Origin of the sequence: Pseudomonas sp. P108, assembly GCF_032613195.1 — a bacterium.
Classification (GTDB): domain Bacteria; phylum Pseudomonadota; class Gammaproteobacteria; order Pseudomonadales; family Pseudomonadaceae; genus Aquipseudomonas.
This window is the reverse complement of the sequence record NZ_CP126692.1, coordinates 1-25,024: the sequence shown is the minus strand read 5'-3', so window position 1 is coordinate 25,024 and position 25,024 is coordinate 1. Positions and strand designations below refer to the sequence as shown.

General features: G+C 53.1%; 26 protein-coding genes. 7 read left to right on the top strand and 19 right to left on the bottom strand.

Features of this window, described 5'->3' with window-relative positions; genetic code table 11:
• Window positions 1-63 precede the first annotated feature (63 nt).
• The 4 genes from QOM10_RS29615 to QOM10_RS29600 are packed head-to-tail and all read right to left on the bottom strand — an operon-like array spanning window position 64 to window position 3,133.
• Window positions 64-1,188: a competence type IV pilus major pilin ComGC gene (locus tag QOM10_RS29615; RefSeq protein ID WP_234821203.1), complete on the bottom strand. Its 1,125-nt coding sequence runs from the start codon at window positions 1,186-1,188 to the stop codon at window positions 64-66.
• A gap of 22 nt (window positions 1,189-1,210) precedes the next feature.
• A complete protein-coding gene (locus tag QOM10_RS29610; RefSeq protein ID WP_101165791.1) occupies window positions 1,211-1,696 on the bottom strand; it encodes a hypothetical protein in 486 nt (161 codons plus the stop codon).
• A gap of 16 nt (window positions 1,697-1,712) precedes the next feature.
• Window positions 1,713-2,687 carry an endonuclease gene (locus tag QOM10_RS29605; RefSeq protein WP_316918482.1) on the bottom strand — a complete coding sequence of 325 codons (975 nt, stop codon included), beginning with the start codon at window positions 2,685-2,687 and terminating at the stop codon, window positions 1,713-1,715.
• Between the two features lie 14 nt (window positions 2,688-2,701).
• The gene (locus QOM10_RS29600; RefSeq protein WP_057451409.1) at window positions 2,702-3,133 is read right to left on the bottom strand and encodes a hypothetical protein; all 432 of its coding nucleotides are present in this window, start codon (window positions 3,131-3,133) and stop codon (window positions 2,702-2,704) included.
• A gap of 10 nt (window positions 3,134-3,143) precedes the next feature.
• On the opposite strand from QOM10_RS29600, the gene QOM10_RS29595 reads away from it, so the two are divergent.
• Window positions 3,144-3,884: a hypothetical protein gene (locus QOM10_RS29595; RefSeq protein ID WP_316918481.1), complete on the top strand. Its 741-nt coding sequence runs from the start codon at window positions 3,144-3,146 to the stop codon at window positions 3,882-3,884.
• A gap of 298 nt (window positions 3,885-4,182) precedes the next feature.
• Here QOM10_RS29595 and QOM10_RS29590 read toward each other — a convergent pair whose 3' ends face one another.
• From QOM10_RS29590 to QOM10_RS29575, 4 genes are all read right to left on the bottom strand, one after another.
• Entirely contained in the window at window positions 4,183-7,023 is a 2,841-nt protein-coding gene (locus QOM10_RS29590) for an autotransporter outer membrane beta-barrel domain-containing protein (protein WP_316918480.1), read from the bottom strand.
• 470 nt (window positions 7,024-7,493) lie between these two features.
• Entirely contained in the window at window positions 7,494-8,528 is a 1,035-nt protein-coding gene (locus QOM10_RS29585) for a nucleotidyl transferase AbiEii/AbiGii toxin family protein (RefSeq protein WP_057451412.1), read from the bottom strand.
• Window positions 8,529-8,530: 2 nt separating this feature from the next.
• Window positions 8,531-9,124: a DUF6088 family protein gene (locus QOM10_RS29580; RefSeq protein WP_057451413.1), complete on the bottom strand. Its 594-nt coding sequence runs from the start codon at window positions 9,122-9,124 to the stop codon at window positions 8,531-8,533.
• Window positions 9,125-9,300: 176 nt separating this feature from the next.
• Window positions 9,301-11,001: a DUF4942 domain-containing protein gene (locus QOM10_RS29575; RefSeq protein ID WP_316918479.1), complete on the bottom strand. Its 1,701-nt coding sequence runs from the start codon at window positions 10,999-11,001 to the stop codon at window positions 9,301-9,303.
• Window positions 11,002-11,312: 311 nt separating this feature from the next.
• Between QOM10_RS29575 and QOM10_RS29570 the strand changes: the two genes are divergently transcribed.
• Both QOM10_RS29570 and QOM10_RS29565 read left to right on the top strand, forming a co-directional pair.
• Window positions 11,313-12,146 (top strand): hypothetical protein, encoded by an 834-nt coding sequence (locus QOM10_RS29570; protein WP_316918478.1) that lies wholly within the window; start codon window positions 11,313-11,315, stop codon window positions 12,144-12,146.
• A gap of 34 nt (window positions 12,147-12,180) precedes the next feature.
• The gene (locus QOM10_RS29565) at window positions 12,181-12,621 is read left to right on the top strand and encodes a hypothetical protein (RefSeq protein ID WP_057451416.1); all 441 of its coding nucleotides are present in this window, start codon (window positions 12,181-12,183) and stop codon (window positions 12,619-12,621) included.
• Between the two features lie 148 nt (window positions 12,622-12,769).
• Here QOM10_RS29565 and QOM10_RS29560 read toward each other — a convergent pair whose 3' ends face one another.
• The 6 genes from QOM10_RS29560 to recA form a co-directional block, all read right to left on the bottom strand.
• A complete protein-coding gene (locus QOM10_RS29560; RefSeq protein ID WP_057451417.1) occupies window positions 12,770-13,339 on the bottom strand; it encodes a hypothetical protein in 570 nt (189 codons plus the stop codon).
• A 22-nt stretch (window positions 13,340-13,361) separates the two neighbouring features.
• Window positions 13,362-13,583: a hypothetical protein gene (locus QOM10_RS29555; RefSeq protein ID WP_316918477.1), complete on the bottom strand. Its 222-nt coding sequence runs from the start codon at window positions 13,581-13,583 to the stop codon at window positions 13,362-13,364.
• A 68-nt stretch (window positions 13,584-13,651) separates the two neighbouring features.
• Entirely contained in the window at window positions 13,652-13,897 is a 246-nt protein-coding gene (locus QOM10_RS29550; protein WP_316918476.1) for a hypothetical protein, read from the bottom strand.
• Window positions 13,898-13,993: 96 nt separating this feature from the next.
• Entirely contained in the window at window positions 13,994-14,188 is a 195-nt protein-coding gene (locus QOM10_RS29545) for a hypothetical protein (protein WP_316918475.1), read from the bottom strand.
• 684 nt (window positions 14,189-14,872) lie between these two features.
• Window positions 14,873-15,166: a hypothetical protein gene (locus QOM10_RS29540; protein WP_316918474.1), complete on the bottom strand. Its 294-nt coding sequence runs from the start codon at window positions 15,164-15,166 to the stop codon at window positions 14,873-14,875.
• Window positions 15,150-16,205, bottom strand: coding sequence for a recombinase RecA (gene recA, locus QOM10_RS29535; protein WP_316918473.1), 1,056 nt, complete (start codon window positions 16,203-16,205; stop codon window positions 15,150-15,152). The genes QOM10_RS29540 and recA overlap by 17 nt, the downstream gene beginning before the upstream one ends.
• A 174-nt stretch (window positions 16,206-16,379) precedes the next feature.
• Between recA and QOM10_RS29530 the strand changes: the two genes are divergently transcribed.
• Both QOM10_RS29530 and QOM10_RS29525 read left to right on the top strand, forming a co-directional pair.
• Window positions 16,380-17,090 (top strand): ERCC4 domain-containing protein, encoded by a 711-nt coding sequence (locus QOM10_RS29530; RefSeq protein WP_101166242.1) that lies wholly within the window; start codon window positions 16,380-16,382, stop codon window positions 17,088-17,090.
• Between the two features lie 70 nt (window positions 17,091-17,160).
• Complete coding sequence (locus tag QOM10_RS29525; RefSeq protein WP_316918472.1) at window positions 17,161-17,820, top strand: Crp/Fnr family transcriptional regulator; 660 nt, start codon at window positions 17,161-17,163, stop codon at window positions 17,818-17,820.
• Between the two features lie 12 nt (window positions 17,821-17,832).
• Here the strand turns inward: QOM10_RS29525 and QOM10_RS29520 are convergent, their stop codons facing one another.
• Both QOM10_RS29520 and QOM10_RS29515 read right to left on the bottom strand, forming a co-directional pair.
• Window positions 17,833-18,129, bottom strand: coding sequence for a hypothetical protein (locus QOM10_RS29520; RefSeq protein ID WP_101166246.1), 297 nt, complete (start codon window positions 18,127-18,129; stop codon window positions 17,833-17,835).
• 16 nt (window positions 18,130-18,145) lie between these two features.
• The gene (locus QOM10_RS29515; protein WP_316918471.1) at window positions 18,146-20,581 is read right to left on the bottom strand and encodes a hypothetical protein; all 2,436 of its coding nucleotides are present in this window, start codon (window positions 20,579-20,581) and stop codon (window positions 18,146-18,148) included.
• Between the two features lie 143 nt (window positions 20,582-20,724).
• On the opposite strand from QOM10_RS29515, the gene QOM10_RS29510 reads away from it, so the two are divergent.
• Entirely contained in the window at window positions 20,725-21,423 is a 699-nt protein-coding gene (locus QOM10_RS29510; RefSeq protein ID WP_057451427.1) for a cyclic nucleotide-binding domain-containing protein, read from the top strand.
• A gap of 199 nt (window positions 21,424-21,622) precedes the next feature.
• Window positions 21,623-21,898 carry a hypothetical protein gene (locus QOM10_RS29505; RefSeq protein WP_316918470.1) on the top strand — a complete coding sequence of 92 codons (276 nt, stop codon included), beginning with the start codon at window positions 21,623-21,625 and terminating at the stop codon, window positions 21,896-21,898.
• Window positions 21,899-22,286: 388 nt separating this feature from the next.
• Here the strand turns inward: QOM10_RS29505 and QOM10_RS29500 are convergent, their stop codons facing one another.
• The 3 genes from QOM10_RS29500 to QOM10_RS29490 all read right to left on the bottom strand — a co-directional run bounded on the left by QOM10_RS29500 (window position 22,287) and on the right by QOM10_RS29490 (window position 24,955).
• The gene (locus QOM10_RS29500; protein ID WP_101166049.1) at window positions 22,287-22,874 is read right to left on the bottom strand and encodes a DUF922 domain-containing protein; all 588 of its coding nucleotides are present in this window, start codon (window positions 22,872-22,874) and stop codon (window positions 22,287-22,289) included.
• Window positions 22,864-24,510 carry a tetratricopeptide repeat protein gene (locus QOM10_RS29495; protein ID WP_316918469.1) on the bottom strand — a complete coding sequence of 549 codons (1,647 nt, stop codon included), beginning with the start codon at window positions 24,508-24,510 and terminating at the stop codon, window positions 22,864-22,866. The genes QOM10_RS29500 and QOM10_RS29495 overlap by 11 nt, the downstream gene beginning before the upstream one ends.
• 160 nt (window positions 24,511-24,670) lie before the next feature.
• The gene (locus QOM10_RS29490; RefSeq protein ID WP_316918468.1) at window positions 24,671-24,955 is read right to left on the bottom strand and encodes a hypothetical protein; all 285 of its coding nucleotides are present in this window, start codon (window positions 24,953-24,955) and stop codon (window positions 24,671-24,673) included.
• Window positions 24,956-25,024: the final 69 nt, after the last annotated feature.

The window sequence follows — 25,024 nt, the reverse complement described above, 5'->3', positions numbered from 1 at the left end:
CGCGGAAGCGGGCAAACGTAAGCGAAAAAGTCAGCAGCAGTTAGGCAGATCATATTGAAGCCTTTAGTTCACGCACTGAACGGTGATGACGGTGTTAGGAAGCGAATTACCTGGACGGTTGTAATCGAATCCCGCATTAAACTCTGTAACCAACCCGAATGTGTAGCCCTGCGTTTTGCAGTATCGTGAGCCACATACGGTCTGATATCTTGGGTAGTCATAATTAAGCACGTTGTAAGTATCCCAGCCGTCATAGGTGCAAGCAGGAAAAACAACTCCTGTTGTAAGCTCGAAGGTTCTTGCCGCTGGGGTTCTTGTCCAGACTCCTTTGTAACATGAGAGGGTCATACCATCAGCGTCTCTTGCCACAGCACCCACAGAACAATTCTTAGCACCTTCAACTACGACGTGATCTAATACTATCCCTTGTTTGAATGTAGCTTTTCCTGAAAATTGAGACTCACCTTGCACACCTAGCGCGCCAGCGATAGCTGCCATTTCCTGGACGTTTAATGTGCGAGTTTGTACACCGCCCGAAAAGGAGCCGCCTACCGCATTGATGGTATTAACTTCGTTTATATTGTTGCCCCCGAGGTAAAGCGTTGTACGCATCCTGTTAAGCTCAGCGTTGCCAGTGGCAATTCTGGAGAGCTTCGCGTCCAGCGCTGGCTCAGAGCCGGGCACACCAATGGTTGTCCTTATCTGGTAAACGTCCGGCGCCACTATTTCTGTGCCTGCTATCAGATTCACAAGCAACCCGTCATAGTCCTTAACCGCATTTTGATCGAGGCTGAATGTCTTGGCAGTGCATGAGGAACTATATGGGGAGTTATATTTGTTCATGACTGTAATTCCAGCCAGATAGGCCGGAGTAGAGTTGCGAAGCACGCTTATAGCATCAGAGCATGTAGCATTTCCGGGCCATGCTCCTTTATCTATTCGATAAGAACGAGCCGCATCCATTATCATGGTAGTCTCCGCCGCCGTTAGCTCAGCTCTTCGCTGATTGATTTCGGAGATCATGTTAGGCGTAGTTAAAGCTGCAATAATGCTGATAATAGCCAAAACCACCATCAGCTCCAAAAGAGTAAATCCACTTTGCCTTTTCAAACCTACGCCCCACCATATTGTTTTAGTAGATTTTCCATTTATTCGCCTCCCAATAAGAATTCCTTTTGCTTGGTACACATTTGTGTCGCGTCGAAACCCATCAACAACTGACTTTGAATTTCTGCTCAACCATTAGCCAATCACCTTTTGGATCGTAGAGTTCAAAGTTAAAGCACACCACGTCTAAAGGCATTCGTTTGAATGCTGGATCGCACTGGTGCGGATCGAACACCGCAATGTCAAATTCTGGATGCCTGAACGCCACTACCCAGTGCCAGCGCCCCTCAGCCCCTCGCCAGTCGTCACGAACCTTTAGTACCCCCAAACCTTGGAAGCTATCCCAACCCGACCATCGCCGCGTACTGACCACAAGCCCTGACAACTCGATAGCCATCCTCATTTCCCAGCTTGCGGTTGAGTAAGCCGGGCGGGACTTGCGTCGAATGCCGAAACCGTGCGCGTTGAAAATCACCCTCGCGGCCTCATAAGAAGAGCCGGTGACCATAGCTAGGCAGGCGACACCGCATCCATACGGATCGGTCTGCCTGATCTTCTGGATACCACATTGATTTTGCCAATCCCCCATGGTGCAGATCCTCCCGTTACGAACAGTTGCCGGCTTTACGGAAGCCAGCAGCGATTGCCTCAGCTTCCGTAGCGAACTCCTGACGGTTCCTCTCGCTTAGCCGCTCATAACTCGGACAACCCTGTGGGAGGTGGTACACACCGCTGCGCCTGTTAGCGCGTACCGGGGCGCTCGCATGCGACGTCACGTTCTGATGTACAACGATTGGCACAGCTGCACTCAAGCTAATGCGTCCTGCTGCCGGCTCGACGCCTTCTCCCATAGGCTTGAATCCAGGAACCCACTGGCGCTCTCCGGTAACGAAGGGGTTGTGATGGCCCATTGAAAAGGAGATACGTCGGTCACGTTCGATTTCCCAAGGCGAAACCGGATATGCCCGATCCCAGGCCATTAGGACTCGTTGCTGTTGATCACTGAGACGAATGCTGTACCGATCTGCCATGTAAAAGGTGATGCGTGCAGCTTCTCCTTTCACCTCGTTACGTGGCTCTACAGCACGGACACTGGTTCCAATTTTCGTTATGCATGAACCAAGGGGGACAGCTGGGCCTGAGACCATGCCGTAGTTGGTATTTGAGCGCAGGGCATTCGCCGTACCGATGCTTGGCGTAAGGTTGAACATATCGGCTTCCATCCGGTTGAACACCGGATCGGTACGTTGGCAATTCTGTCTACCACCATCGCGCCAGCACTGCCGCTGATTCGCCACAGCACTTATAGCCATGACGTGTTCCCACTCAAGCCGGTCAGCACGGTCGGCCATACTGTCGGCCTGGAAACCGCAACTCGTCTTTTCCATCCGTCCACCAGACTTGCCAACCCACTGCCATTTGCACCCGCAATAAAAATCGCCAGAGGCGGACTGGTTTTGGTCGAAGTAAACGTGTTCACGAAGCAGACGCTTCGCTTGGGCAAAGTCTTCGGGAGCGGCATTCGCAGAGATTGAAAACCCGAATGTCAGGCACACTGTTAACAGGATCAGAGGCTTCATAAAAGTTGATATTCTCAGACCGAGTTGTCGTCGTAATCGTCTTCCGACGAGCCATAAAGATCCTCATACGCCTCACTGACAGCCTGAGCAGCTGCACGCGAAATGGCTTCCTCCGTCTTCAAGTGGAAGCCGGACGCCATCAGCAGCACGCGGGCATCAAAGACTGAGAGTTGAGCGCATTCTCGAACCACGTCCTGATACAGCCTGCTTTCCCACTGCTCGAAAATCTGGCTGTAGGGCACCTTTGCTCTGATCGAGTCAAGAACATCACACGCAGACGTATAGGCACCTGAATGCCAGATCGGTACTTCGCCAGCTCTGCGCTGGTCGAAATCGTTCGAGCGCTTGGTGAGGTCATACAGAATGAAATCGCACCCTTTGCCGGTCGCGTTGGCCAATTCTTGAAGCCATTTCTGGTCTTCCGGTGTGAGCAGCGAGCGTTCCATTGAATCCTCCATGCACGATTCAAAGGAGCATATCGTTGAGCGTGATTGGAATCAGCCGAACTGCTTGCAGTTACTCATCACAGCCGCTATATCAAGCAACACCTGCGTTCGTAATCTCACGAATGCACCTCAATCTATAGGGAAGAAAATGGCACGTAGCCTTACCGACGACTTGAATCCCATCACAACCGAAAAACACATTCCCTCTGTGGTGCAGGAAGTCTTCACCGCTATGGTGATGCATATTGAATCAACCGGGTGGGGCGGAGCCTGCCATTCTTCATCCGCGATCATGCACATGCTGCTCAAGGAAAAAGGCGTTGATTCCACTATTAAAATCGGTGAGGTAGGAGGCGGCGGATACTGGTTCGATCACTCATGGATCGAGATTGATAACCTGGTATTCGACGCTGCCGTCGCATATCCCCAGGTGGGTGGAAAACGATTGGGCGGGCCAGTTTTTGCCGGCATTGACATCGTGTCAGGGATCGAAACCACACTTACCTATGGCATTGGTAAAAAAGGCGGTCTCGAAGAAGAAGCCCAGCAGATTGCTTTGCTTTCACTTGGTGCGTACTTTCAGTTTGCTGACCAGCACGCACTCGTAGAAGCAATGGGCAATGGCGAACAACCACCACCAGCCCTTTGGGATCGTGCCTCTTACATTGGAACAGATTGCGGGGTTCACAGGTCTCCCGCAGAGTTGGCTCGCGAATACTTCGAGGTACGGCGTGCAGAGACCTACGCCTGATTGAAATGGCGCGGGTTGAGGCTCGCGCACCTTACCCCTCCAAATCCCATACACCCTATTCTTCCTATTATTAATCTAATCGGAAAAACGGCGGGCCTGTCAGGCATCAGACCACTACCCCGGTGGCGCCTGATAAAACAGGATTGACCGTCTGGGTGTCACTCTTCCTGGTCAGGTGCAATCCAGAAGATCAGACCCGTACCCGAAACGGATCACCTCAAGATTAAATATGGGATTTGAGAACGAACAGGCTAATGACTGTAGGAATGAGCCCGTTAAGGGACGGGCTCATTCGCGTTCAAAACTCGTATCGTAATTTAGCTGTAACGGTCTCGGCGCGATATCCATCACGCTGAGAATTATCGTAAGTGGCACCTACTGACCAAGCATTGAGCTTGTAGGTGAGCCCTACGCCGGAAGAGACTGTGTTCCGTGAATTGACTCTGCCGGTAGTTGTAAACGGTGTGTCGCCTTGTACAAACGTTGACGTGGTGCGTGAATCATCGCCAATGAAATCGTGCCAGTTCATGAGTTTCAGCTCTGGCTCAAGTGTTCCTCGCCCGATATCAATAACACTCGCCAGCCGAACGCCTGCTCCCAATTCCGCGAGTTCGTATCGCTGCCCGTCTACATGGAGCGCCGCAGAAGATCCCTTTTCGGTTAATGAATCAATTTCAATAACAGAGTAACGAGCACCAACGCTAGGCTCTACGACAACACCTTCTGATGGTCGGAAAGTATAGCCACCTACAATGCTGGCACCGACGTTTCTGCTATCGTATGAAGCTTTAGCCATAGTCCCAGCGATGTATCGCTTAGAATCGTTATTATTAAAACCTAACAAAGCAGAACCATTAACAAACCAACTACCCTGCTCCCAAATCCCATAAAAGGTTACAGCTTGGCCATCAACATCGAGCTTGTTTCCGCTATCCATTCCGATATCAGTTCGCAGCACACTGTAGGCGACACCGACCGTAACCTCATCGTTGAATTTAGCGTCTACGCCAACAGCCACACCATTACTGCTAGCACTGTAACCATCAACATTAGCACGCAAATCTTGATCAACCTTGGTGTGAAGAGATTGCGCCCAAACGCCACGATTCAAAAGCTGATCGCCAGACGAAAGACCAGACCGCAACGCTACGGATCGAGCGTTTAAGGCATCATTGACCAGTGCTTGGCTGTTCAAAGCCTCAGTACGCAAGCCGTCAGACATATCAGGCTTTAACTGCTCGGAAAGGGCCGCCAGACGACCTGGGGTGTTTGCCGTTGCGAATGACTGGAATACAGGATCTTTTACGTCAATATTCGAAAGCACCTCCTTGGCCAATGGGATAAGTGCATTCGCCGCGTTCTTGGAGCCTCCAGCTGCAACAATTTCGCTGATTATTTGCACGTCCGGTTTTAGGCCAATCGTTATTCCTCCACCATTGCCACCGCTTGGCGGAACGGGAGTCGGGTCAGTCGTGACTGGCGGCGTAACCGGTGGTGTGACCGGCGGTGTAACTGGGGGCGTGACTGGTGGTGTGACTGGTGGTGTGACTGGTGGTGTGACTGGGGGCGTAACCGGTGGCGTGACTGGGGGCGTGACAGGTGGTGTGACTGGTGGTGTGACATGTCCCAGGTCTGCGACGATATTGTTACCATCGACACCGAATGCGCGTACCTCTAGCAAGGCCGAGCTGGAACCGACCTTTACGTTATCGCCCCCGACGATATTAGAGGCACTTACGAGCGTATAGCGACTAGGCGAGGGACTGAAATTTGTTGGAGTCGCCATCAACTCGATTTCAGAATTGTTCGCAAACGACGCCTGCCCAGAAACGTTGAGTATCGCTTCATCTGGATCTGTGCTCTCTGAAATGTACATTTGCATCAGAGAGTTTGAAGCCATCGAGAAGTCACCAACAATGTTGGTGTGGTCGGCATTCAATTTAAACACGCCGGAATTTACGTTGACTGATGCTGACTGAATTTCCTTTCCGTAGAAGCTTGCACTTCCATTTATAGCAACTTCTGCCATATCAAGGATATCACCGTAAATGTCGCCTTTAGACCAATCCAGTGTTGTAGTGCCGCCCCCTTTAATTGCGGCAACACCACCTATGATAGATCCACCATCCTGATGGACAGTGAAGGCGCTACCATTTGGGTCAACATTTATCGCAACATTATCTGCCGAGATTTTACCGCTGTTAAAAATACCATCTTCAAAGATTGCGGAGTAAACCTGCACTCCTACAGCCCCATCACCAGAAGCCGAAATCACACCGGCATTATTCAAGGACTGAAGTTTTGACTCAGTAATGCCTACCGCAATTGCTGATTCACCACTTGCGTCGATAGTGCCAGTATTAAAAATCCTTCCTATTGCTCCAAGCGTACCACCTGAAACATCAATGGCCATAGCTTGATTGCCGGCAACACGGATCAACCCATTATTGATAATCGATCCATTTTTTTCTTGAGCGTCAAGAGACCAAGCCTGTATCGCTTTTACGCCATCACCTTCGGCAATAATGCTCCCTATGTTAATTAATGCTCCATATATACCAACAGACTGCATGCTCAACGCAATTGCGCGCCTACCAAACGTATAAATGTCGCCTTTATTTATTAAATCACCCTCGATAGTTGAGCCCATTACGGATAGGCCTGTCCCTTCCTGACCTGGTGATAATTTTCCAGTCAAGATTAGACTGCCTTTGAGGGTTGAATCCCAAAATGAAATTGCTGTGCCCCCTACCCCCACAATATCAATATCACCGGTATTAACGAAATCACCAGCAATAACAGTTGGCTTATATACGCACCCTGGCACTCCACCACAGCGGCGACTCGACACAAGCAATCCATCAATGTAATTGCCGGTCATGTTTAAGTCAGCGTCGTTAGTAAGGGAACCCTCTAATTGCATATTCCAGAAATCGAGCGCACGCCTTTGATTGCCCGTAGAACTAGCCGATGGCAATTCACCCAAAAGATAAACATCTTTGTAAGTTGCGCTGTTAAGTAAAACTGCGCCAGAGCCAAAATCGAACGTTTTGTTCTCTCCTGATGCAGCAAGAACAGGATTACTGACAGACGCAACTGCTACGAGCGTAAGTACGTATTGCATTTTTGATGTGAGCACTACTATCTCCGCTGAGATTCCCCCTAAAGCTCAGATATATGCCAGAGCAGCCTTTTGGATTCCACCGAACCCATAGCACTTCCCCTCCATCCGGCCCGCGCTCGATGGTGCTCATTATTTTTCAGGGACTTACGCTGATCATGACCACGAGTGGTAGACGTAAGCGGCCACCTCTAAAAGTGCTTTGCCTTCGTCTTAAGCGAAAATTGATCTTGCGCTGCGAGGCAAGAGGTCTCTTCCTTGAGACCCCTACACCTTGAGGGGCATCGAATTCGGCTGAACTCGTGTAACTGTGAACCTGGGAGGGTCAAGATTTAGCCTCGCCCCGCCCTTACCGCCGTGCTCAGCTCCACTACCTCACGCCGCGTGAATAGGGGGAAACTGAGAAGAAGAACATTTCTGCCCGTTGGCCGGATTGAATGGGCTTCATGTGACGCCTGACAAACAGGTTTGACCGCCTGGAAAAAATCCTAAGCCTCAGCCTTCCTACCCAACGCCAGCTGATTGACATGCTTCTGGAGTGCCGTGAGGTCTTCCATGATTCCACCGAGCGGGTAGACGTGCCCATTGAGCATGCCGGAGCGCTCCATGGCGTAGTAGTCATTCTCAAGCCTTGCGAAGTTTTCGTTGTCGGGTATCAAATTCAGATCGCCCGTATTGCACCGCCCATAGTGGGCAGATCCGCTATTGTAGAAGACGGATTTTAGTGCAATCACATCATCAAGCAGTTCGAGGTCGTCCTGAGCTTGAACACCAACTTCATGCTGTAGGAGCATAGCGAGGTCATACCAATGCCGAGAGATTCGATCCTTGCCTTCTGGGATTGGCTTGTTGCACTGAGCATGGATCAGCGTGACCTTTTCCCAAAACGTCCTGGCCGGAGATAGAACCACTACGTTCTCAGCCTTGGGAAAGGAAACGCCCTCGAACAGCCCGGATACGTCTGGCTCAATTGTGTGAACAGCATTTGGGTCGATGATGTTTCGTCCGCCAAACTCCACCAGGACGTGATCACGCAAATACCCCTTCGCGTCAGCAGCCATAGCTGGGTAGAAAATGTGGATCGACTCGCCATCTTCACTTACGGAAAGCTGGCATTCCGAGGCACAACCGAAGCTTTGGAGCTTTGCGTTTAAATATGGCATGACCGCTTCACGCGTATAACGGCCAACCTCAGCAATCAGCGCATCGCTGACCTTTCTACGCTTAGCCCCAGACAGCTGTAGCAGTTCTGGCACGCTGTGCTTACAGCCTAAACCCCTATAGTCAACGGTAATGTCAACGTCCTCAGAGAAACGTTTGATCACGCCATGAACTTTCGAAAGGCTTGTGCCTCCTTTGAAGGCCATAGCCTTCTTTTCGGGCATTGCGAAGAGTAGCTGGAGGACAAGTGTCAGCCATATGTCCTTTTCGATCACGCTTGGAGAGCGGCCAGTTTCGGCATATGCCTCACTTAAGATTTCGCGTTGGCCCGCCTGGGGGAGTTCGAAATATGACTTTGACACGCTTATTCCTTAGCGGCACATACCAGTGCCGACCGCATCCACTCAGGCATTTTGCAGGCCATGAGCTTGTTAAACTCTTCTTTGCTGAGGGAGCTAGCCACCTTGCGAGCCGCCAATTCCGTCAGCCCCTCCTTACCTAAATACAGCAAAGCTGTGAGCGCTACACCGATCTTAGTACCGGCCTGCTGGAGCCGCAGGCGAGACACATGTCGAAGCCGTACCACAGCGCTTCCAATCCTGATTTCACGGGAAGATCCACTGGTGTAGTAAGTCGGTAGCACCTGCATCTGGGTGCTGAGACCCAGCCGGCGCACGGCCTCTGCCCCATGCACTTGGATAGTCTCCCCTCTTACCTTGGCGACCGCTTCCATAACCGCAATAGGGTTGGCACGAACTCTTTTACCTGTGTACTCGCTCTGCTTGGGACGCATATAGACCCCACGAGCCACACGCTCCAGCGAGCCGCTGAGCACCAACCGCGATAGCGCTTTGTCTACCGAGGCACGGGAGCCAACCTGCGCAAACACCGCGCCAGCAAAGGGGCGGCCCTTGGGCATGTGCTTGATACGGTTCGAGATAGACTCTGCAACAGACATGGGAGACTCCGTTTGTGTCAGAAGTTTTGTGGAAGATTCCTGACTCAGATACCTACTATAGCCCTTATGTTCCGTGGCTTCCACTCATTCAACCGTATACTGACTGGTGAAACCAGTCAGCTATCCCTTCAACGCTGGATTCGATCACCACAGCTGGCGTAAATGGTGGCACCAACTCAAGCAGCTTCCTCCACCGCAGCACCCGACCGCTGAGCTGCTGCCCTCACCCACTTCGCAAACACGACCGAAATGCTCGCGTCGTTGAAACGTCTCCCCAGCGGCTTTGAATACACAACATCGATTCCGTTGACCGAAGGCATTTTGCGTACAGCCCCCTCGGGAAGAATCGCACCAATGACGCCGCCTTCGCGCACGAATTGCACGGCATGTTCAAAGTGGCTTTGCCAGACACGTCCTGCATACGGTGGATTCATGAGCACAGCATCAGCTTCGCCGTGAAGGTCTCCCGGCTTTAGGCTGAGGAAGTCCGCCCGTGTTACTTCAAACCCCATCTTGTCCAGGGCCAAAGCACGCAGCCGATCAATCTCCACACAGTGCGTCTGGAGCGGCATATGCTTTGCGATCCCCCCCATGCCGGCTGAGGTCTCATAGCAAATATCGGCCTCACTCACGCCAACCCAACCCACAAACTCTTTGGCCAACTCAGCGGAGGTCGAATAAAACTGGTGGCTTACTTTTTCCGGCACCTCACCAGTAGCGACAATTTGTGCGACCACATCCGCAGGCGGATAGTCGAACAGGTGGCCATCACCGTCCCGAACACCACCAATCTGCGCCAAAACGTCATCTAGCATTGATCTGATCGCGCCTCCCAGCCGCTTGTTGTCGATGAGCGAGTAGGACGGCAGCCGCAGCTTCCAGAGCCCGTTGTCGGTCTGCTCCTGATAGATGTTTCGCAGGTAGCTGCGAACTTGCCGTGGAACCACAGACTTAATCAGCTCGCTTGAACCGAAACCCGACTTCCTGAGTGGTTTCTTGAGTGTCGCCTCGTCGGGCAGTGCTTTAGGGTGGATGTACGCTAGGGCAATGTTGAGCTTGTTCGCGATCACCGGATGAACCTCCACATGAAGAGTGCCCACCATGAACGCTTTGATACGAAGCGCGCCCTCCATGACTTCAAACCATTCGCCGCAGTGATGCTTTCGAGCATCCTCCAGAAAGCCATTGGCATCGGTGAATGGGTCATCTGCACCCGTCATCACGGTAGAGCAGACATTGATCAGGTCTTGCACAACACGAACCTTGTCGTGGTTTGTGCCTCCGCCCTCGCTAAATACATTGTTGAGGATGAAGCGTTTATGAAATATGCCCCCCCAATTTGTCTTGTGGCATCCACTAAGAGAGCGCCATAGCGCATCGGTTCTCATCGAGAAGAAGTTAGCCCGATGGGCCTCTATCAAGGACAGTACGCCGTATACGGTTGAATGATCAAAGCGGGGCATACCCACAGACTGAGCGCCGTCCTTAGCTGGTTTGCGCCACGCCTTGAAAGAGTCGTGCCATTGCTCCCACAGGTCAGCTGGAAGGATGTAGGTTAGCCCCAGAAGATCAAATAGCTTGAACCACCAGCATTCCTGGCGGGCATTGATTCCTCGCGAAAGGTTGAACATTTCCAACAAGTCCATAGCCCAAAAGGCGCTGATATTGCTGGACTTGTACACTTCGGCGCCGTAGGCAAACGACGCAAGTACAGGACGATTTTCCTTGCTCATGAGGTCTGCATGAAGCCGGCGCATTTCTGCCTCACCATGCTCATACTCACGGATCAGATCATCGATAGCCGGCGTGCTCAATGTGGGTAAAAATTCCCGGTATTCCTCTGGGATATGAGCAACTGGAAAATTGAATTCGAACATGCGGCAAGCTCCGTTAGATATGGAGCCATGCTCCCACCAGGCCGGGCGTGTCATTGCCTTCATCGAGCCGAGGAAGTGAAATCGTCACCACCCATAATCAGAAACCACGACGATTCTCGCAGGAGTGCATTTTGTAGGGCGTTATGAAGCAATTCAGAGCAAGCCGCCCAGCCCGGCAATGACGGCACAATGAGGTACAGCCAGTAACTGCATTGAGTTGAGCGGTTATAGCCCTGCACGACCGTTAAAGTAAGGGCATCCATCTAGCTACCGGAGCCTCGGCGTTGCATTCTTCCCATGAGCTACAGACCATGGCCACAAAGGTCGCAGACGCCGTCACTTCCCTAGTCAATGCACGGACGGCCTCCCAGGAAAACAAAGCGCGCCGGCAGCATTCACTTATCTTCCGGCTGTACTACTGGCTGTTTCCTTTACATACCGAACGGCTGGAGGCCTCAGCCGAATCAGCACTTGAAACCGCGAAAGCCGATGGTCAACGAGTTGCCTCGGACTGGATCAAGGCAACAGCCCTGCACTACTTGAATAAAAACGGATCTGATAGGCACCGACGCGCTGAGCAGCTATCGGAAATCAGCAAGCTACAGCAGCACATCGGACTGACTGCGGACTTGCTTCAACTCTCCCAGAGTGCAATGCAACATTTAACAAATGCCGCGTATGACTGCGATCTAGCGTGGGCCGCAGAGTTAGTCGATCTGTTCAACAAAAACAAGACGATTTCGCTTGATTCAAGAATAAAGAATTCCATTGCTGCGGCTTCGGTACGAAGTGCAAACGCATCGGTTCGCGCCCTTTTAGAAGCACTACAGAATCACAGTTCGGCGACCATGGAAGCTGAGCCGGGCGACGCCCTTGAACTGGCCGTCGATATCGCGTTTGATCCGGGTATCGACGTGCTGAGTTGGATCAACATGCCCACAGTGCAAGAAGCAGCTGTGGAATGCCGTCGCATTGCGGCGCGACTTGCACTAAGCCATGATCGCTTCGAGCGTTTGACCAAGGATTCCCATACTCGCTTAGGTCATGCCACAGAGGTGCTGAGGAAGATAGAGCTACCCTACCTAGCTGCCGCTGCCGAGCACGTCCCCACACTGATCAAGAGCGCATTACCGACACGCATCTAATGGCTTGCATCGAACCGCAAGCTAGGAATTGAAAATGATCCCGAAACCAACTGCTGAATACAATCGCTACCCGTTCGACACCAGCTACACCTTCACGGTGGACAGTGGTATCGGTAGGTACATGTCCTCCCCGCTTGATGAGGTTTACGAACATGAGCCCGGCGATCAGGTTGCCATGGGCAGTCTGCCTCCAGAGGAATTCGAGGTTCGCGACCATCTACTGCTTGCGTGCGCGTTGCGCTCACGAGTTTCTGGATTTGAATTTTGGTGGAGTCAGTTCTTAAAGCCCACTGAGGCATATCGCAAAAGCGCTGCCGCGTTTGAACGCTTAGGGGCACTCGCAGCTCGCTCACCAGAGCATCGAGCTGCTTTCGTTAGACTCAGCCGTTGCAGCGCAGTCGGAAAAGTAATTCAGCTTGAATTGACGCGGATGGTAAACCGAGCCGACCGTAGCAAAACGGTTGTGGCGGCATAGCAAGCGAATAACCGAAGGATTCACAATATAAAAAGCCCCGCGTGCGGGGCTCAGTGTGCGTGCCTCACGACTCAAAGAGCCACTTAGTCCGCGTTTCCCATTGGCACGGGGTGGCAGCGGCGCCAGCACGAAAATACCTCAGCAAACCCTACCCTACAAGCCCAGCATCAACCTGCCAACGGGAGAGTGGCGCGCTCCAGGGGAGCGCAGGTTGTTCTCTCAACAGAGTGAAACCGTGGCCGTCGAACGAGTATGTTTTGAGTTGATCGAAGCAGCGCCAATTCCCATCCAACTCGAACGTCACCAACATCACTAGCAGCGGCTTATGCACGCCGTGCCAAGCGGCCCTGATCTTCTCTAGATTGACTTCATGATGACCTGTCGAGCTGTACCCGATATAAGCGCATACGTCGCAGTCAGAGGCGGCGGCTGCAAGCTTTGCTATCTCCCCTACCCGATTGTCCCGTGGTTCTTCCCACTCCCACTCAAGCTTTGCCCAAACCTTTCGATTGGCAAACTGCAATTCGGCGTCTGTACGGCCACCTGACTCAAAGCAGGAAAAAAGCCCCATCAGGCTCGCGACCTGACGCACTGAGGTAGCGATATGCGTAGTCCAATCGGCACGTTTGGCGAAGTCGATGCCACTCAGGGAAACAGGGAAGTCCCTGTACCAAAATGCGTTGAACAGCGTAATGAAATCATTGACCCGGTAGTCCATTGAAGCTAGTGCTCCCAGTGTGTCATGCGTTACTCAAAAGCGGGTGCGGTCGAGATAGCTGGACAGTGCTGCATATGCCATCCAGGAAGGCACCCTCATCTTCGTCGTACAGGGCACGGATGAAAGCTCGGGCGCGGTAGTAAGCGGTCAACATGGCATGCCTATCAGCGGCGAAGAGGATTTTGTTTATTTCCAACGTTGAGCGGAATATGGCGGTTTGAGGAAGCTTTTCGTTAGTGATCATGGCTCGATTCCATAATGGTTTCCCCAGCCTCTTAGTGGTGTACCCGGGCGGCAGATCCGCCGCGATTCCTACCTGTTTTCTTTCTGATGCTTTGCCAGAAGATCCGCCGTCATTCGATCAAGCTCCCGGCCTTTATGGTCATCCGCAGCGCCCATAAGCTTGCTCACAAGGATAGGAAGCAGGGTGACAAGCACCGATACCGCAACCCGGTAGGGTGTGACGGTGTAGCTATCATCAAACACATAAAAAGCAACTTGGGATACGCCAAGCAGCGCGGCCAAACTGATCATCCCAATCTGCATGATGTTGCCCATTTTCTGCTCCTGCTAATGGACGCGGACACCGCGCCTCTCTTACGGCCCCGCCCCCGCGTTTAGGCGGGGCTTGGGTAGTTGTCGGACTTTTCCCTCTTATTCGACTGCTTTGCGTTGAGATGCTTTCGCTGCCTTGGTCGGCCTGACAATAAACCAAAAAAACAATGGCGGAGTGACCAGCACAATCGCTAGATTCAACAGGTCACGCAGGGTGCTCCCCCAGAAAGCGACAGAGCCAAGCACCAGCAGGACCAACGCGGTTGCGGCCAGAGTCATGCGAGCTTTCAACATGGTTAGTTCCTTTACTGCACACCGGCCTATCCGGTGGGCTTCTACTGACTCAGCCCCGACGTAGGCCGAGGCTTGGGGTGCAGCTCATCGATTTCCGTTAACTGGCTGACTTGCTAGTAGATCGGTTTTTTGGGCATCACACTTTGGACAGCGCGCTGTCTTTGGTGCTGAGCCGGTTGTGCTTGACGTAGTGGTCACGTGCCCGCAGTCCAACAGCACGTCATAAAGCAGGCTCCAGCGATTACCAGTTTTGTCAGCCCTAACCACTGCTCGTCTTTTCATACTTTTTTCCTACTTGCTTGCGTGTTTCTGTTCAGTGTCCAAATATTCAAGGCCACAGGTTGGATGCAATCCGGTAGTGAAGCTATCTCCATCGAGCTGAACATAGAGAGAGCCGCCGCAGGCACTGCGAATTGTGCCGAATCGTGGAGCCCTGTTCTCAAACGTGAAGCGCACTCGTTGACCCCGCTTTGCAGGAACACCATGGGTATTGCGGATTGCTTTCATGCTCATCGGCTTTTCCGTGCTATTCGGGCTTGTTAGTCTGAGCCTCAATCGAGGCCAAGAATGCGCGTGCGCCTGGGGATGGGGTTTCGATACCTTCCATAACCATGAAACGGGCCAGCGACTCAGGGGGCACACGGACGCTGGGCAGGCGCAGCGCCCATACTGCTTGTGAAATCTTCATGGCTTTACCGTGTCCCCTGCTCGATCCTGTAGGCCAAAGCAACCTGTCGCTTCAAGTTCTGCCGTTGGGATGCCTACGCGCATGTACGCGGCCATATCGCCCATCTGCTCGACGATGGCAGCCTCGCTTGCTTCGTGCGCGCCGCTGATCTTGGCTTTCATTCTCAGGCACAAACCGCAATCGACGTGTGCCCAGTTGCTGGTGCCGTTGCTGGCTTCACCGAGCCAAGTGCCGCATGGCGCCTGCTCGGCTTCATCGTCGTCAGGGTAGGGATCAAAGTGCGTTGCCATCGTCGTTTTCACTATCCTCATGTGAGACTGGATGATTCCCAGCCGAGGGTGCTCGGTTGAACAGTTTTTCCCGCAAGAGCGTATCGACCTCTGCCGCGATTTCTTCATTGTCAGTGAAGAACTGCGCCGCGCTCTTCGCACCCTGCCCGATCTTGTCGCCCTTGTAGCTGTACCACGCGCCGGACTTCTCGATCAGCCCATGCTGCACACCCAACTGCACCAGTTCTTCTTCCCACCAGAACCCGATGCCGAAGCGATTGATGACCTCTGCAACTTTGAACGGCGGAGCAAGCTTGTTCTTCACAACTTTGATCTTGGCCTTGCGGCCAATCGCATCGTCGCCTTCTTTGATCGTTTCCGTGCCACGGATATCAAGGCGTACCGAGCTGTAGAATTTCAGGGCGTTACCACCCGTAGTTGTCTCGGGGCTTCCGAACATGACACCGATCTTCATCCGAATTTGGTTGATGAAAATGACCAGCGTATTGGAATGGCTCACATGCCCAGTCAATTTGCGCAATCCTTGGCTGAGCAGTCTGGCCTGGAGCCCGACATGCATATCCCCCATTTCGCCTTCGATTTCAGCTTTCGGCACCAGCGCAGCCACGCTGTCGATGATCACTACGTCAACTGCATTGGAGCGCACCAACATATCGGTAATCTCCAAAGCCTGTTCGCCTGTGTCTGGCTGAGACAGCAGAAGATCATCTACAACCACGCCGAGCTTCGCTGCATAGTCTGGGTCGAGGGCGTGTTCCGCATCCACGAATGCACAGGTATGCCCCAGTGCTTGAGCCTGTGCAATAACCTCCAACGTCAGTGTCGTTTTGCCAGATGACTCCGGGCCGTAGATTTCGACGATACGCCCACGCGGTAATCCACCGATACCAAGCGCTTCATCTAGACCTAGCGATCCGGTTGGGATTACATCGATTTTCACTCGCTCATGGTCGCCCATGCGCATCACCGCGTTTTTGCCAAATTGCTTCTCGATTTGCCCGAGAGCTGCTGCCAGGGCCTTCTTCTTCTGGTCGTCCATCATTCATCCTCATGGATTAAAAATTCTGGAGTAAACGATAACGACCATCTGAGCGTGTCATCGCTTGCACGCCATAAATCGTCGATACGCAGGATAGGAAGTGACACGACTTCGGTGGAGTGGACGGCGCCGGTCGTTATATTCATGGGATAGCGCACGAATCAAGGAAGCCCCATGTCTGAGGAAAACATTGTCACCATCCTGGCCGACGTAAGCGAGGCTGACTCGCCCGTCCTACGCAGACTTCAATCACTGGGTGCTCACGTTCGCGTTGGCGACCTTGAAGCAGCCAACTATGTAATCAGCGGCGCCGTCGCCGTGCTGCGCATGAATGCGGTTGAGTTCGTGCAAGGGGTAGTTGATGGGAAGCTGTTCCACAAGGCTGGCAAGATGAAACTCAACTTCGACCGTTCGGTTTTTATGATCGACGGGGACATTTACTCTACCCGCGTCCCGATTGCCCGAGAGGCCATTGAGGGTGCCGTTGCATTCCTCATCTGCGTGGAGGGAGCCTCAGTGCTCTACGTGCGCAACCCCTCGACCACGGCTGATCAGCTGTTTCGTCTTGCAAAGCAGGCGCAGAAGAATCTCGGCTTCGAAATGGCCTTCCAGCGGGCCAAGGTGACAAATGAGCGGGACGAAGCGCTGTTCACGCTTGAAAGTGTGTCGGGCATTGGCCCATCTACAGCGCCGAAGGCCCTGGAGCATTTTCGGTCAATCTTTGCATTCGTGAATGCCGGCGTTCAGCAGCTCATGGGGATTCCCGGAATCGGTCAGAAAAAGGCTGAGCGGATCTACAACAGCTTGCGATGGGAAGTACCCCATTCAAACCAACTTGAACTGGAGCACCCCGCGAAGCCAGATACCGCAAGGGCTGGAGAGTAAGTACAAGGGATTGAGTTGCTTGAGTATGGCTTGTAGCTAGGATGGGTTATCCCAATTGAACTATAAGGCCATGCAAAATACACTCCCTTCCGAAGCCCTCACAGCTGACCCCGGCCTAGGAGTTCGCGCCACAATTCAACGTGGCCAATCCATGGTGGGGATGATCGATGCAGGAAGTGATGAGTTCGTCGTGGTCGAGGGTGGCGCCATCCTGCTCTACGCACTGAACAGCAACGGGGAGCGTTTCTATCTGTCTATCATCGGTGCAGGCTACGTCTTCACGCCTCAAAGCATCGCACTCGCGTTGCATCACAAGGATCGAATCAGCTCAGAAGCGATTAGCAAGGTAGACCTGCGAAAAATATCGAAGGCGCAATGGGACAGCGTGAATCGCAAAAATCCCAACTTGTACAACTGGGTCATCGATCAAGAGTCCCACCAACTCCAGATTGTCCAATTCCACCTTGCACAACACGTCCAGCGCTCCAGCCTTGATCGAACGCGCTTCGCGCTATGTTCGTATGCGCGGAGCATCGGCATGTCGTTACCGTGCGGTAGCAAGTCAATCAGGGTCAGTCGCGCTGAGTTGGCCAACTGGATTGGCGTTTCGAGTGACCGGATGTGCCGCTTGATCCGGGAGCTTCACGCAGCCGGCGAGGTCACGATTAGCGGACGGAGCATCAAGGTCAGCACAGGGTTGATGGCCAGCTTGTTTCCGACTCCGGCTTAACCCTCAGATAGCTCAGCCGAAACATCCCCTCGGGCACGTTAGCCAATCCATCCCGTGCGAGCATATGCCCTCGTCACTGTTCTTCGCATCGTCCTCAGCTATTTGCTCTGGCGTGAGGTAGTCATATTCTTCACAAGCATACTCGTGTGCCGCCGACCCTTCGGCGCTGTAGGGGTCGGGAAATGCTTCAAGAACCTGCTGACAGAAATCCCGGTGTACCACAGTTTCATAAGTAGGGTGGCGAGCCACAGCAGCGCTGTAGAACGAGTCGATTTGCTGCTGAATTTGTCTTTTCTGCTCGGGCAACATCGTGGGCTCCTGGTGCTTATCTACGATCAATAAAACTGCCGGCGACACCAGCGATTCTTGTGGACGCTTTGAGGCGCTGAGCGCCTTCCACAGGCTCTCTCGCTATAAGCCAGTAGCAGTGCTTGCGTGCTCTGCTGATACCTATGTGGGCCAAGCGATACAACTCGTTCTGCTGGATAACGTCGAATGGAGACTGGTCATCGGTATCGACTGTTTTCGCCGCACGGAAGATTTGATTCTTGGCCCACGTCGAGGTGGCCGCCACGAAGTCGCCCAAGATGAAAACACAGTCGGCTTCAAGTCCCTTAGAACGCTGCGCAGCCCGTACTCTTACTTGCCGATGAACGGAGTTCTCGGAGCGATCCCTGTCTACGGCTACGTTGACGAATGACTCACTCTGCTTGTAATCATCGGGGTTCGCCGCAAGGATTAGGATGCTGTCACCATCGGCGTAATGCATGTCGAAAAGGGACATGAAAGTAGTAGCCGACAATTCCAGCACCTCAACCGGGGTGGACTGTTCGTTGGCAGCACTAGCCGGCGCCAGCGAGCTGATAGCTGGGATACCCAGCACCAGACTCTGAGCGGCGTAGATGATCCCTTGCTGGGATCGGAAATTCACACCAAGCAAGTTCAGCTTGTATCCACGGCTTGGGAAATGGAACTTGAAGTCGGTGAGGTATCGCGGGGTCGCCCCTTGCGTACCGTGCGCAGTCTGAAAATCATCGCCGCAAGCGAACACGGACATTCCCGCTGACGTGAGCCCTTCCACCTCAATACGGTATCGGTTCTCAGCCATGCAAGCTTTGATGAATTCACCGGTATGGACAGTCACGTCCTGCAACTCGTCGGTCAATACGTTGCGCATCGCCTTGAGGCTTTCCGTGGGTACAGCTTTAAGGTTGCGATGCCCTTGCTCGCCAAAAGTGAGGAACAGGCGATTTACCGTCATTATGGGGGGCTGAGCTGCCAATAGATGGGACTCGAACATGGGCCAAAATTTGGCTGCGCAGTCAAAGAACAACGCGTCCGGGTCATGAGGCATGAACATCAAGTCTGAGATTGTTTTGCCTGGGTCAAGGCCTAGGGTTTCGATAAGCGAGCCCGTCTGGTAAAGGCATTCATCAATCCACATCGGACGTTCGAGGCCTTTTACCCTTGCTTTAAACCGTGGGGCTGTATCCTCCAGTCGCATTGCAGAATCGACAATGGCTGATAGCTGCTCTGACGAATCGCACCAGATGATCCGCTGCATTGAGAAACGCTGGAGGAAGGCCCGCTTCGCAAGACACTCATCGTACAGGGGCAGTGAGCAGCCAGTACGGCAGTAGTCGCGAGCCATTTCTTTCGGAAATCCTAGGACTACGTGCGCGTCGAGTTGAGGTAAATAACCGTTCACATGCACTCGCTTGCCCATGATGGTAAGCGCCAGCATTTGAGGCTCTATCTCAGGAATTGGCCACTGCCCGGCACCATGCCAAGCACTGGTGACTGCCTTGGTCAGCAGCTCATCTTCTACGATCCGTAGAGTTCCTTGCTCGCTGTAGCGGGTCAAGGCTGCGCTATCAGGTGTTGCGCGGGGTAGGCACACTGTTTCAGCAAACAACCGCTGAACGCTTTGCGCGAACAGACTACTTCGCTTGTAGGCTGCGCTATACGCTTGCTCCACGCATTCAGCCTGGGCAGCAGTAAGACGGGGGTCAAATGGGCGTCCGTCTTCGTCGCCAGTATCGAGCAGCCCAAGCAGCTCGAACGGAACCACATCATGCAGCGGTGGCACTGAACGGATGATGCTTAGCAATGCGCCCCTAGGCGTTTTGACTAGTTCCAAACTCTGCTCTTGCGTAAGCACCACCCCCCAGCGTGAGAGCAAGTGGCAAAGCTCTGCTATCACGTCGTATCGGCAGTCCTTGGTGACTGCCAAGATCGTCATTTCCGAGAGCGGGATCTCAAGGTAACAGTGCATGAGCACTGCACGCATCATCATCACAAATGTCTTGCCGGTGCCTGCGATACCAATTGTGACTGCGCTAGTTGTAGGGGACAGGATTGCCTTCCACTGTTCATCAGTGGGTTGGTGATCCTCCCCGAGCTTGGCTAGGGCGTCGGCCTTGAACTGTTTTGCCGTCGCTGGGGTGATGCTCATACGGCCATCGTCGAGCAGCAAAGCATCGTATTTCACAGCCGGAGCATTGTTGCCCCTCGCATCTTCGAGTCTGACGGCAACCTCTCTGGTGATGATCTTCGGTTCGGGTTGAGTTGACACAGGTGCCTGCCCACGCCCCTTCGCATACCCCTGACTGAAACCGAGGCGGAACGACTCACGGTGCTGGCCCTTCACAGCAGTCAGAAGACGCGCCAACACAGTGGCGAGAAGGCCGCTTTCCACATTCGAACCTAAATCGTGCGTTTTATCGCTCACCGCTGTCCCCTTGAGTTCTTGAGCTTTCATCGATGATGGCTAAGGGTAGTCAGCAAAACCACCGAACTGATTGCAGTTGCTGTACGACGAAGTGTTTCAAGTTGAGTGGAATTCACTCAGCCATTTCCATAGCTTTGCCGGATCAACGACAACTTTGGAACTGGGGATAGGGTGTGGGCCAAGCTCATGTGTCCGATGCTGTTAGCGCACTGCAAAAGCTGCTCACGGCATGCAAAAAGAAACGGACTCTCAACAAGCGCGAAACGATCATTCCGTACCTGGAAAGCCCTCGGTGCCTCTACTTGGTGACGAAGGGAAGCTTGCGCATTTTTTTGAGCAATACCGATAGTGATGGGGTGGTCTGCATTGGCCATCTTATCCCCGGCGACATATTCGCCGAGCAAGGGCTGTTCGGTACTGCACCTATGCCTCTGTCCACTGCCACCTTCCAGGCGAGAACTGACGTGCAGCTGCTCTGCGTGACGCACGTCGAAATACAGCGTGCGGCGCTAGGAGCACCAAGCATTTACGCCGACCTTTCTGCTCTGATCAATCAACGTCTTGGGGACACTACAGAGAAGCTTTTACAGTTGGTTTTCGAAGACTTGGAGCAACGCTGTTACGCATCATTGGTAGAGCTGACTCGCCTGCCAGATGCGCTGACCCATCCGCTTGGAATGCAGATTACGGTGACCCGAATCGAGCTGGCCCAGATGACTGGTTGTAATCGTGAAAGCGCGGGGCGGGTGCTCAGAGTTTTACACGATAAAGGTCTGATCGAGGCGAACGGTAATGGCAGTCAAATCGTTGTGCTCGGAGTACGCCATGGTTTGCCAGCTTTACTTCGAGAGGGAGTCGCAGAATGCATTTAACCCAAAAAGCTCAACGTTTCCTGGGCATTGGACTTTTGTGCATCGCAATGACCGCAGTGTCATTGGGTTTTGCGCTTGTCGCCCACCAATCCGAGGCGGTGAGTAGCATGAAGGTCTTATGTCTGTCATTGCTGCCAGCATTATCCCTGGTCACAACAACCGCAATCGCTAGTCAACAGCGCAAACTGTCGAGGACATGATGTTCACACTTACCCTGCTCCGCTTCACCCCCATCAGCAAGGAATCGCATCTGGTTGCAGTTATTGTGGCGTTCTTGGGGTATCTGGTGGATGCGTTTGCAATGCCGACATCTACAACAATTACCAGTTTTTCGACCGCCCTTATCGCCGCCATTTGCTGGTATGTGTACAAAGTGTTCGACGGCGTAACCTACGACGGCGCTGAAACCGCCTACGCGTCGATGCTGGGTATCGCAGTGGCCATCGGCATCTGCTCCACCTATTTCCTTATTTAAAGGCTGGAGCGCGCCTCTCAACAACCAAACAGGTCGAGGACGATAATGAATAGAGATCATCTGAAGGTTCTTCGCGAAGGGAGACTGCTGGACGCTACACTGACAGCTCGAACCGTACCCGCTTGTGAAGTCGGGCCTGCACATAAAAAATATTTCTACGAGATTGACGGACGCTCGCTTAGCTTTGAATACACCAAGCGCAAAGCATTAGACCGCCTAATAACCGAAGCCAACGAAGGCGGATGGAAGGTCTTTCAGCCACTGAATTGATCAAGGCATTGACCGGGGGGCTGCCAGCTTCCAACGTCGGCAGCACGCTCAATCAGAGCCATGCAGCAAATTTACCAACTCAGTGAAAACCCGCGCATGCGCGGAGAATTCCCCGCCACTATCGAAATCCAGGGCGCAAAAATGCCCCTTGGCTTTTGCCGTGCTCCGTTTGGGCATCCAGCTGCTGATCCCAGACTCCCATGTTGTGAATCAACTGGTTCACTGCTGCGTCAAGCTTGCTGCGCAACTGGTCGCAAGGTATTTGCGATTTGAAATTGTATAGCCTGCCGGCCACGGTCTCAGCCGTATATTTCCCGTTGTTGGCATGCATCATTTCATGGGCACGCAGAGCGCCTATGTATCTTTCCCACTCGGCCAGCACGGGCGCACTCTGTCCGTTGATAACAAGGCGAGGGAGAGTGATTTTGCTCTCCAGAAAAACCCTTACGTTTTTCACCTCGCACCCGCCGCTGCTTGTGCCGAATGAAGAGTAACCGGTGGTGAACCTGTTCTCGGTGATCGCTCCGTAAGGGGAGCCTTTGATCCGTATAGGCGTGCTTCTGAAAACAGACGACCGTATCTCAGCCGTCGTGGCGCCCACCACGTCGTAATAGCGAATATCGAAGTCGATGGTCGGTTCCGGCTGTGCAGTAGCCACTGATGCCGCCGAAAGAAGAGCTACAGCCATAATGCCGTTACGCATCATCGCGCTGGGCCTGATTTTCGTATCGGACGCGCTTGCTGATCGAGAACTGGATATCTTTCAATTCACGCTTGAGTTTTCCGGCCTTCCCAAACCCACATTTCAGCATTTCATTGCAGAGCCAATACGCCGAGTTCAAAGCGGCCTGATGGTTTTTGCTCCAGGCTGCACGAAGGGTTAATACTGCTCTTTCATAATCACCGGCTTTGATCTGCGCTTCGCCCAGGCGGAATGCCGCTTCGGCATCCCCCTGTTCCATCGCTTGAATAAGAAGCCTCTGCCCTTCTTCGACTTCGCCAGAATCGATCATCACGACTCCAAGGTCAGCGAGGGCTGGCGCATACCCCCCTGACACAGCGGCACGGAGCATGCTGAGAAACACCGACTCAGAGCCACTGGCCAGCGCCTCATGTGCGATGTAATAGGCGCTCATCGGATGGCCTGCACCTATAGATCGGTACAGGGTATCGGCCTTGCTTTTCATCGACTTGGTTCCGACAGACTCATAGCCACGGGCCAAAGCAAGGCCAGCCTCTACCATCCCACCGGCAAACGCTTCTTCGAGTAATTCGATACACTCGACACGCTTCTTTTCTTCCTTAGTGAGGAAGGCGTTGAAAGCCAACTTCACCCGTGCCGCCCATGGCACCAGCTCGAAGTTCGTTTTCGGCATGGCCTTGAGTAGTGGTAGCCATAGGTGGCCAACGACGTTGAGCACCTTGGTCGTCGGGCACTCCGACAAGATCAAACCGCTACCGGGATCGATGGCCATGTTCCCGATTAGGCCGATTGGGCAGCATTGATTGAACGACACACCTGGGATCGCCTCGCCGAGACTCCAGCTGCCCGCAACTGAACCTTCCAGCTTGTACAGCGCCATCGCAGCACGGATCAGTGCCCAGTCTTCTTGCGTCGATGTAATCGATGATGGCTGTAAGCGTGTCAGAACAGCGCCCCAACCTCCTTCGATACCCACGTCAGCCGTGGAGATTCCGAACCGATTGATTGATGACTTGCTCAGGCGCGAGTTGGCAATCTGTGAGTTCAGCCAACCGAACTCCAGCCCGTTGCCGGCAATGCCATGAGTCTGAATGAGGGCGTCCAATTCGTTGTACATGCAGGCGTAAACCGGACAGCTCTTCGAATGCAGCGCCGTAACAAGTTTGATCTGGGCAGCGCTCTCTCCCGCTTCAATCGCTGGATGCACCCACACAGCCAAATCCCATTCTAGGGAGTGAGCTTCAAGCAGGGATATTTTCTGATACGGTTTAAGACCAATACCCCGCCCCGCCTCATAGAGGCTGGAATGAATAGCCTCTCCAAAGGTCGAGAAAAAACTCACTTCGCTCGCGCCCGCCAACTCGGCAGTGAAGTTGAGCCACAACCCTTCATCCATCGCGGAGACGGGCTCATCGCTGATTAAAAGCACGTTAATAGGTCGTTCCAGCGCCAGCCGCTCAAGCAATATCAACTGAGCTACAAGCGCAGCCGGCGCCAGCAGCGATGCGGCGCCATCTATACCTGTTTTGACTGGCGTGACGATGCCAGCTTGACGAAACCTTTCCTCAAGGATGGCGTACCATTTTTTTGCGATCACGCCCAGATTCGCGGCGCGAGTGAATTCTTGACTGAGGTTCACTAGAGACTCCCATCGAACATACCGACAGCATATCGATTGTCCGTATGGCTCTCACGTCAACTTGAAGCAGTTCGCGAAGCCGGCCAATGGGGTGCAAGACAAGTCTTGGCCAGCTACCTGCAACTGTTGCCTAAGACATTCTCGGCGCTGAGCAGTGTCGCTATCTAGAGTTTGCCCCTTTTTCGCTGGTCACAGACCCTTTAAAAACACCAAGCGCAAACACAACGAGGCCACTCACGGCCACCAGGTAACCGGCAACCCCAAGCTGATCAAAAATCCCCCCATAACCGTCCCACGGCAGCGTTAACGATATGCCCAATATAACTATCAAAGCCCCGAGAACTTTCAGGGCGTTGACGGCATATTTCCAAACAACAATCCAAAAAGGGAATGCCACAATCATAAGTAGGAGGATAGACACCTTGATAAACTCAGATAAAACCATTACTGACCTCCAGATTTTTAAAATACGTTGGAATGTTCTGAACGTGTTAGCTCGCTATATCGAAGGCTA

What these genes read in the sequence shown, in the direction of transcription:
- QOM10_RS29610 (WP_101165791.1), bottom strand. Translation starts at nt 1,696, where the DNA reads ATGGGGGATTGGCAAAATCAATGTGGTATCCAGAAGATCAGGCAGACC.
- QOM10_RS29525 (WP_316918472.1), top strand. Translation starts at nt 17,161, where the DNA reads ATGCAAAATACACTCCCTTCCGAAGCCCTCACAGCTGACCCCGGCCTA.
- QOM10_RS29515 (WP_316918471.1), bottom strand. Translation starts at nt 20,581, where the DNA reads ATGAAAGCTCAAGAACTCAAGGGGACAGCGGTGAGCGATAAAACGCAC.
- QOM10_RS29600 (WP_057451409.1), bottom strand. Translation starts at nt 3,133, where the DNA reads ATGGAACGCTCGCTGCTCACACCGGAAGACCAGAAATGGCTTCAAGAA.
- QOM10_RS29580 (WP_057451413.1), bottom strand. Translation starts at nt 9,124, where the DNA reads ATGTCTGTTGCAGAGTCTATCTCGAACCGTATCAAGCACATGCCCAAG.
- QOM10_RS29605 (WP_316918482.1), bottom strand. Translation starts at nt 2,687, where the DNA reads ATGAAGCCTCTGATCCTGTTAACAGTGTGCCTGACATTCGGGTTTTCA.
- QOM10_RS29520 (WP_101166246.1), bottom strand. Translation starts at nt 18,129, where the DNA reads ATGTTGCCCGAGCAGAAAAGACAAATTCAGCAGCAAATCGACTCGTTC.
- QOM10_RS29505 (WP_316918470.1), top strand. Translation starts at nt 21,623, where the DNA reads ATGTTCACACTTACCCTGCTCCGCTTCACCCCCATCAGCAAGGAATCG.
- QOM10_RS29570 (WP_316918478.1), top strand. Translation starts at nt 11,313, where the DNA reads ATGGCCACAAAGGTCGCAGACGCCGTCACTTCCCTAGTCAATGCACGG.
- QOM10_RS29550 (WP_316918476.1), bottom strand. Translation starts at nt 13,897, where the DNA reads ATGGGCAACATCATGCAGATTGGGATGATCAGTTTGGCCGCGCTGCTT.
- QOM10_RS29565 (WP_057451416.1), top strand. Translation starts at nt 12,181, where the DNA reads ATGATCCCGAAACCAACTGCTGAATACAATCGCTACCCGTTCGACACC.
- QOM10_RS29575 (WP_316918479.1), bottom strand. Translation starts at nt 11,001, where the DNA reads ATGTTCGAATTCAATTTTCCAGTTGCTCATATCCCAGAGGAATACCGG.
- QOM10_RS29490 (WP_316918468.1), bottom strand. Translation starts at nt 24,955, where the DNA reads ATGGTTTTATCTGAGTTTATCAAGGTGTCTATCCTCCTACTTATGATT.
- QOM10_RS29560 (WP_057451417.1), bottom strand. Translation starts at nt 13,339, where the DNA reads ATGGACTACCGGGTCAATGATTTCATTACGCTGTTCAACGCATTTTGG.
- QOM10_RS29555 (WP_316918477.1), bottom strand. Translation starts at nt 13,583, where the DNA reads ATGATCACTAACGAAAAGCTTCCTCAAACCGCCATATTCCGCTCAACG.
- QOM10_RS29500 (WP_101166049.1), bottom strand. Translation starts at nt 22,874, where the DNA reads ATGATGCGTAACGGCATTATGGCTGTAGCTCTTCTTTCGGCGGCATCA.
- QOM10_RS29595 (WP_316918481.1), top strand. Translation starts at nt 3,144, where the DNA reads ATGCACGATTCAAAGGAGCATATCGTTGAGCGTGATTGGAATCAGCCG.
- recA (WP_316918473.1), bottom strand. Translation starts at nt 16,205, where the DNA reads ATGGACGACCAGAAGAAGAAGGCCCTGGCAGCAGCTCTCGGGCAAATC.
- QOM10_RS29530 (WP_101166242.1), top strand. Translation starts at nt 16,380, where the DNA reads ATGTCTGAGGAAAACATTGTCACCATCCTGGCCGACGTAAGCGAGGCT.
- QOM10_RS29540 (WP_316918474.1), bottom strand. Translation starts at nt 15,166, where the DNA reads ATGGCAACGCACTTTGATCCCTACCCTGACGACGATGAAGCCGAGCAG.
- QOM10_RS29545 (WP_316918475.1), bottom strand. Translation starts at nt 14,188, where the DNA reads ATGTTGAAAGCTCGCATGACTCTGGCCGCAACCGCGTTGGTCCTGCTG.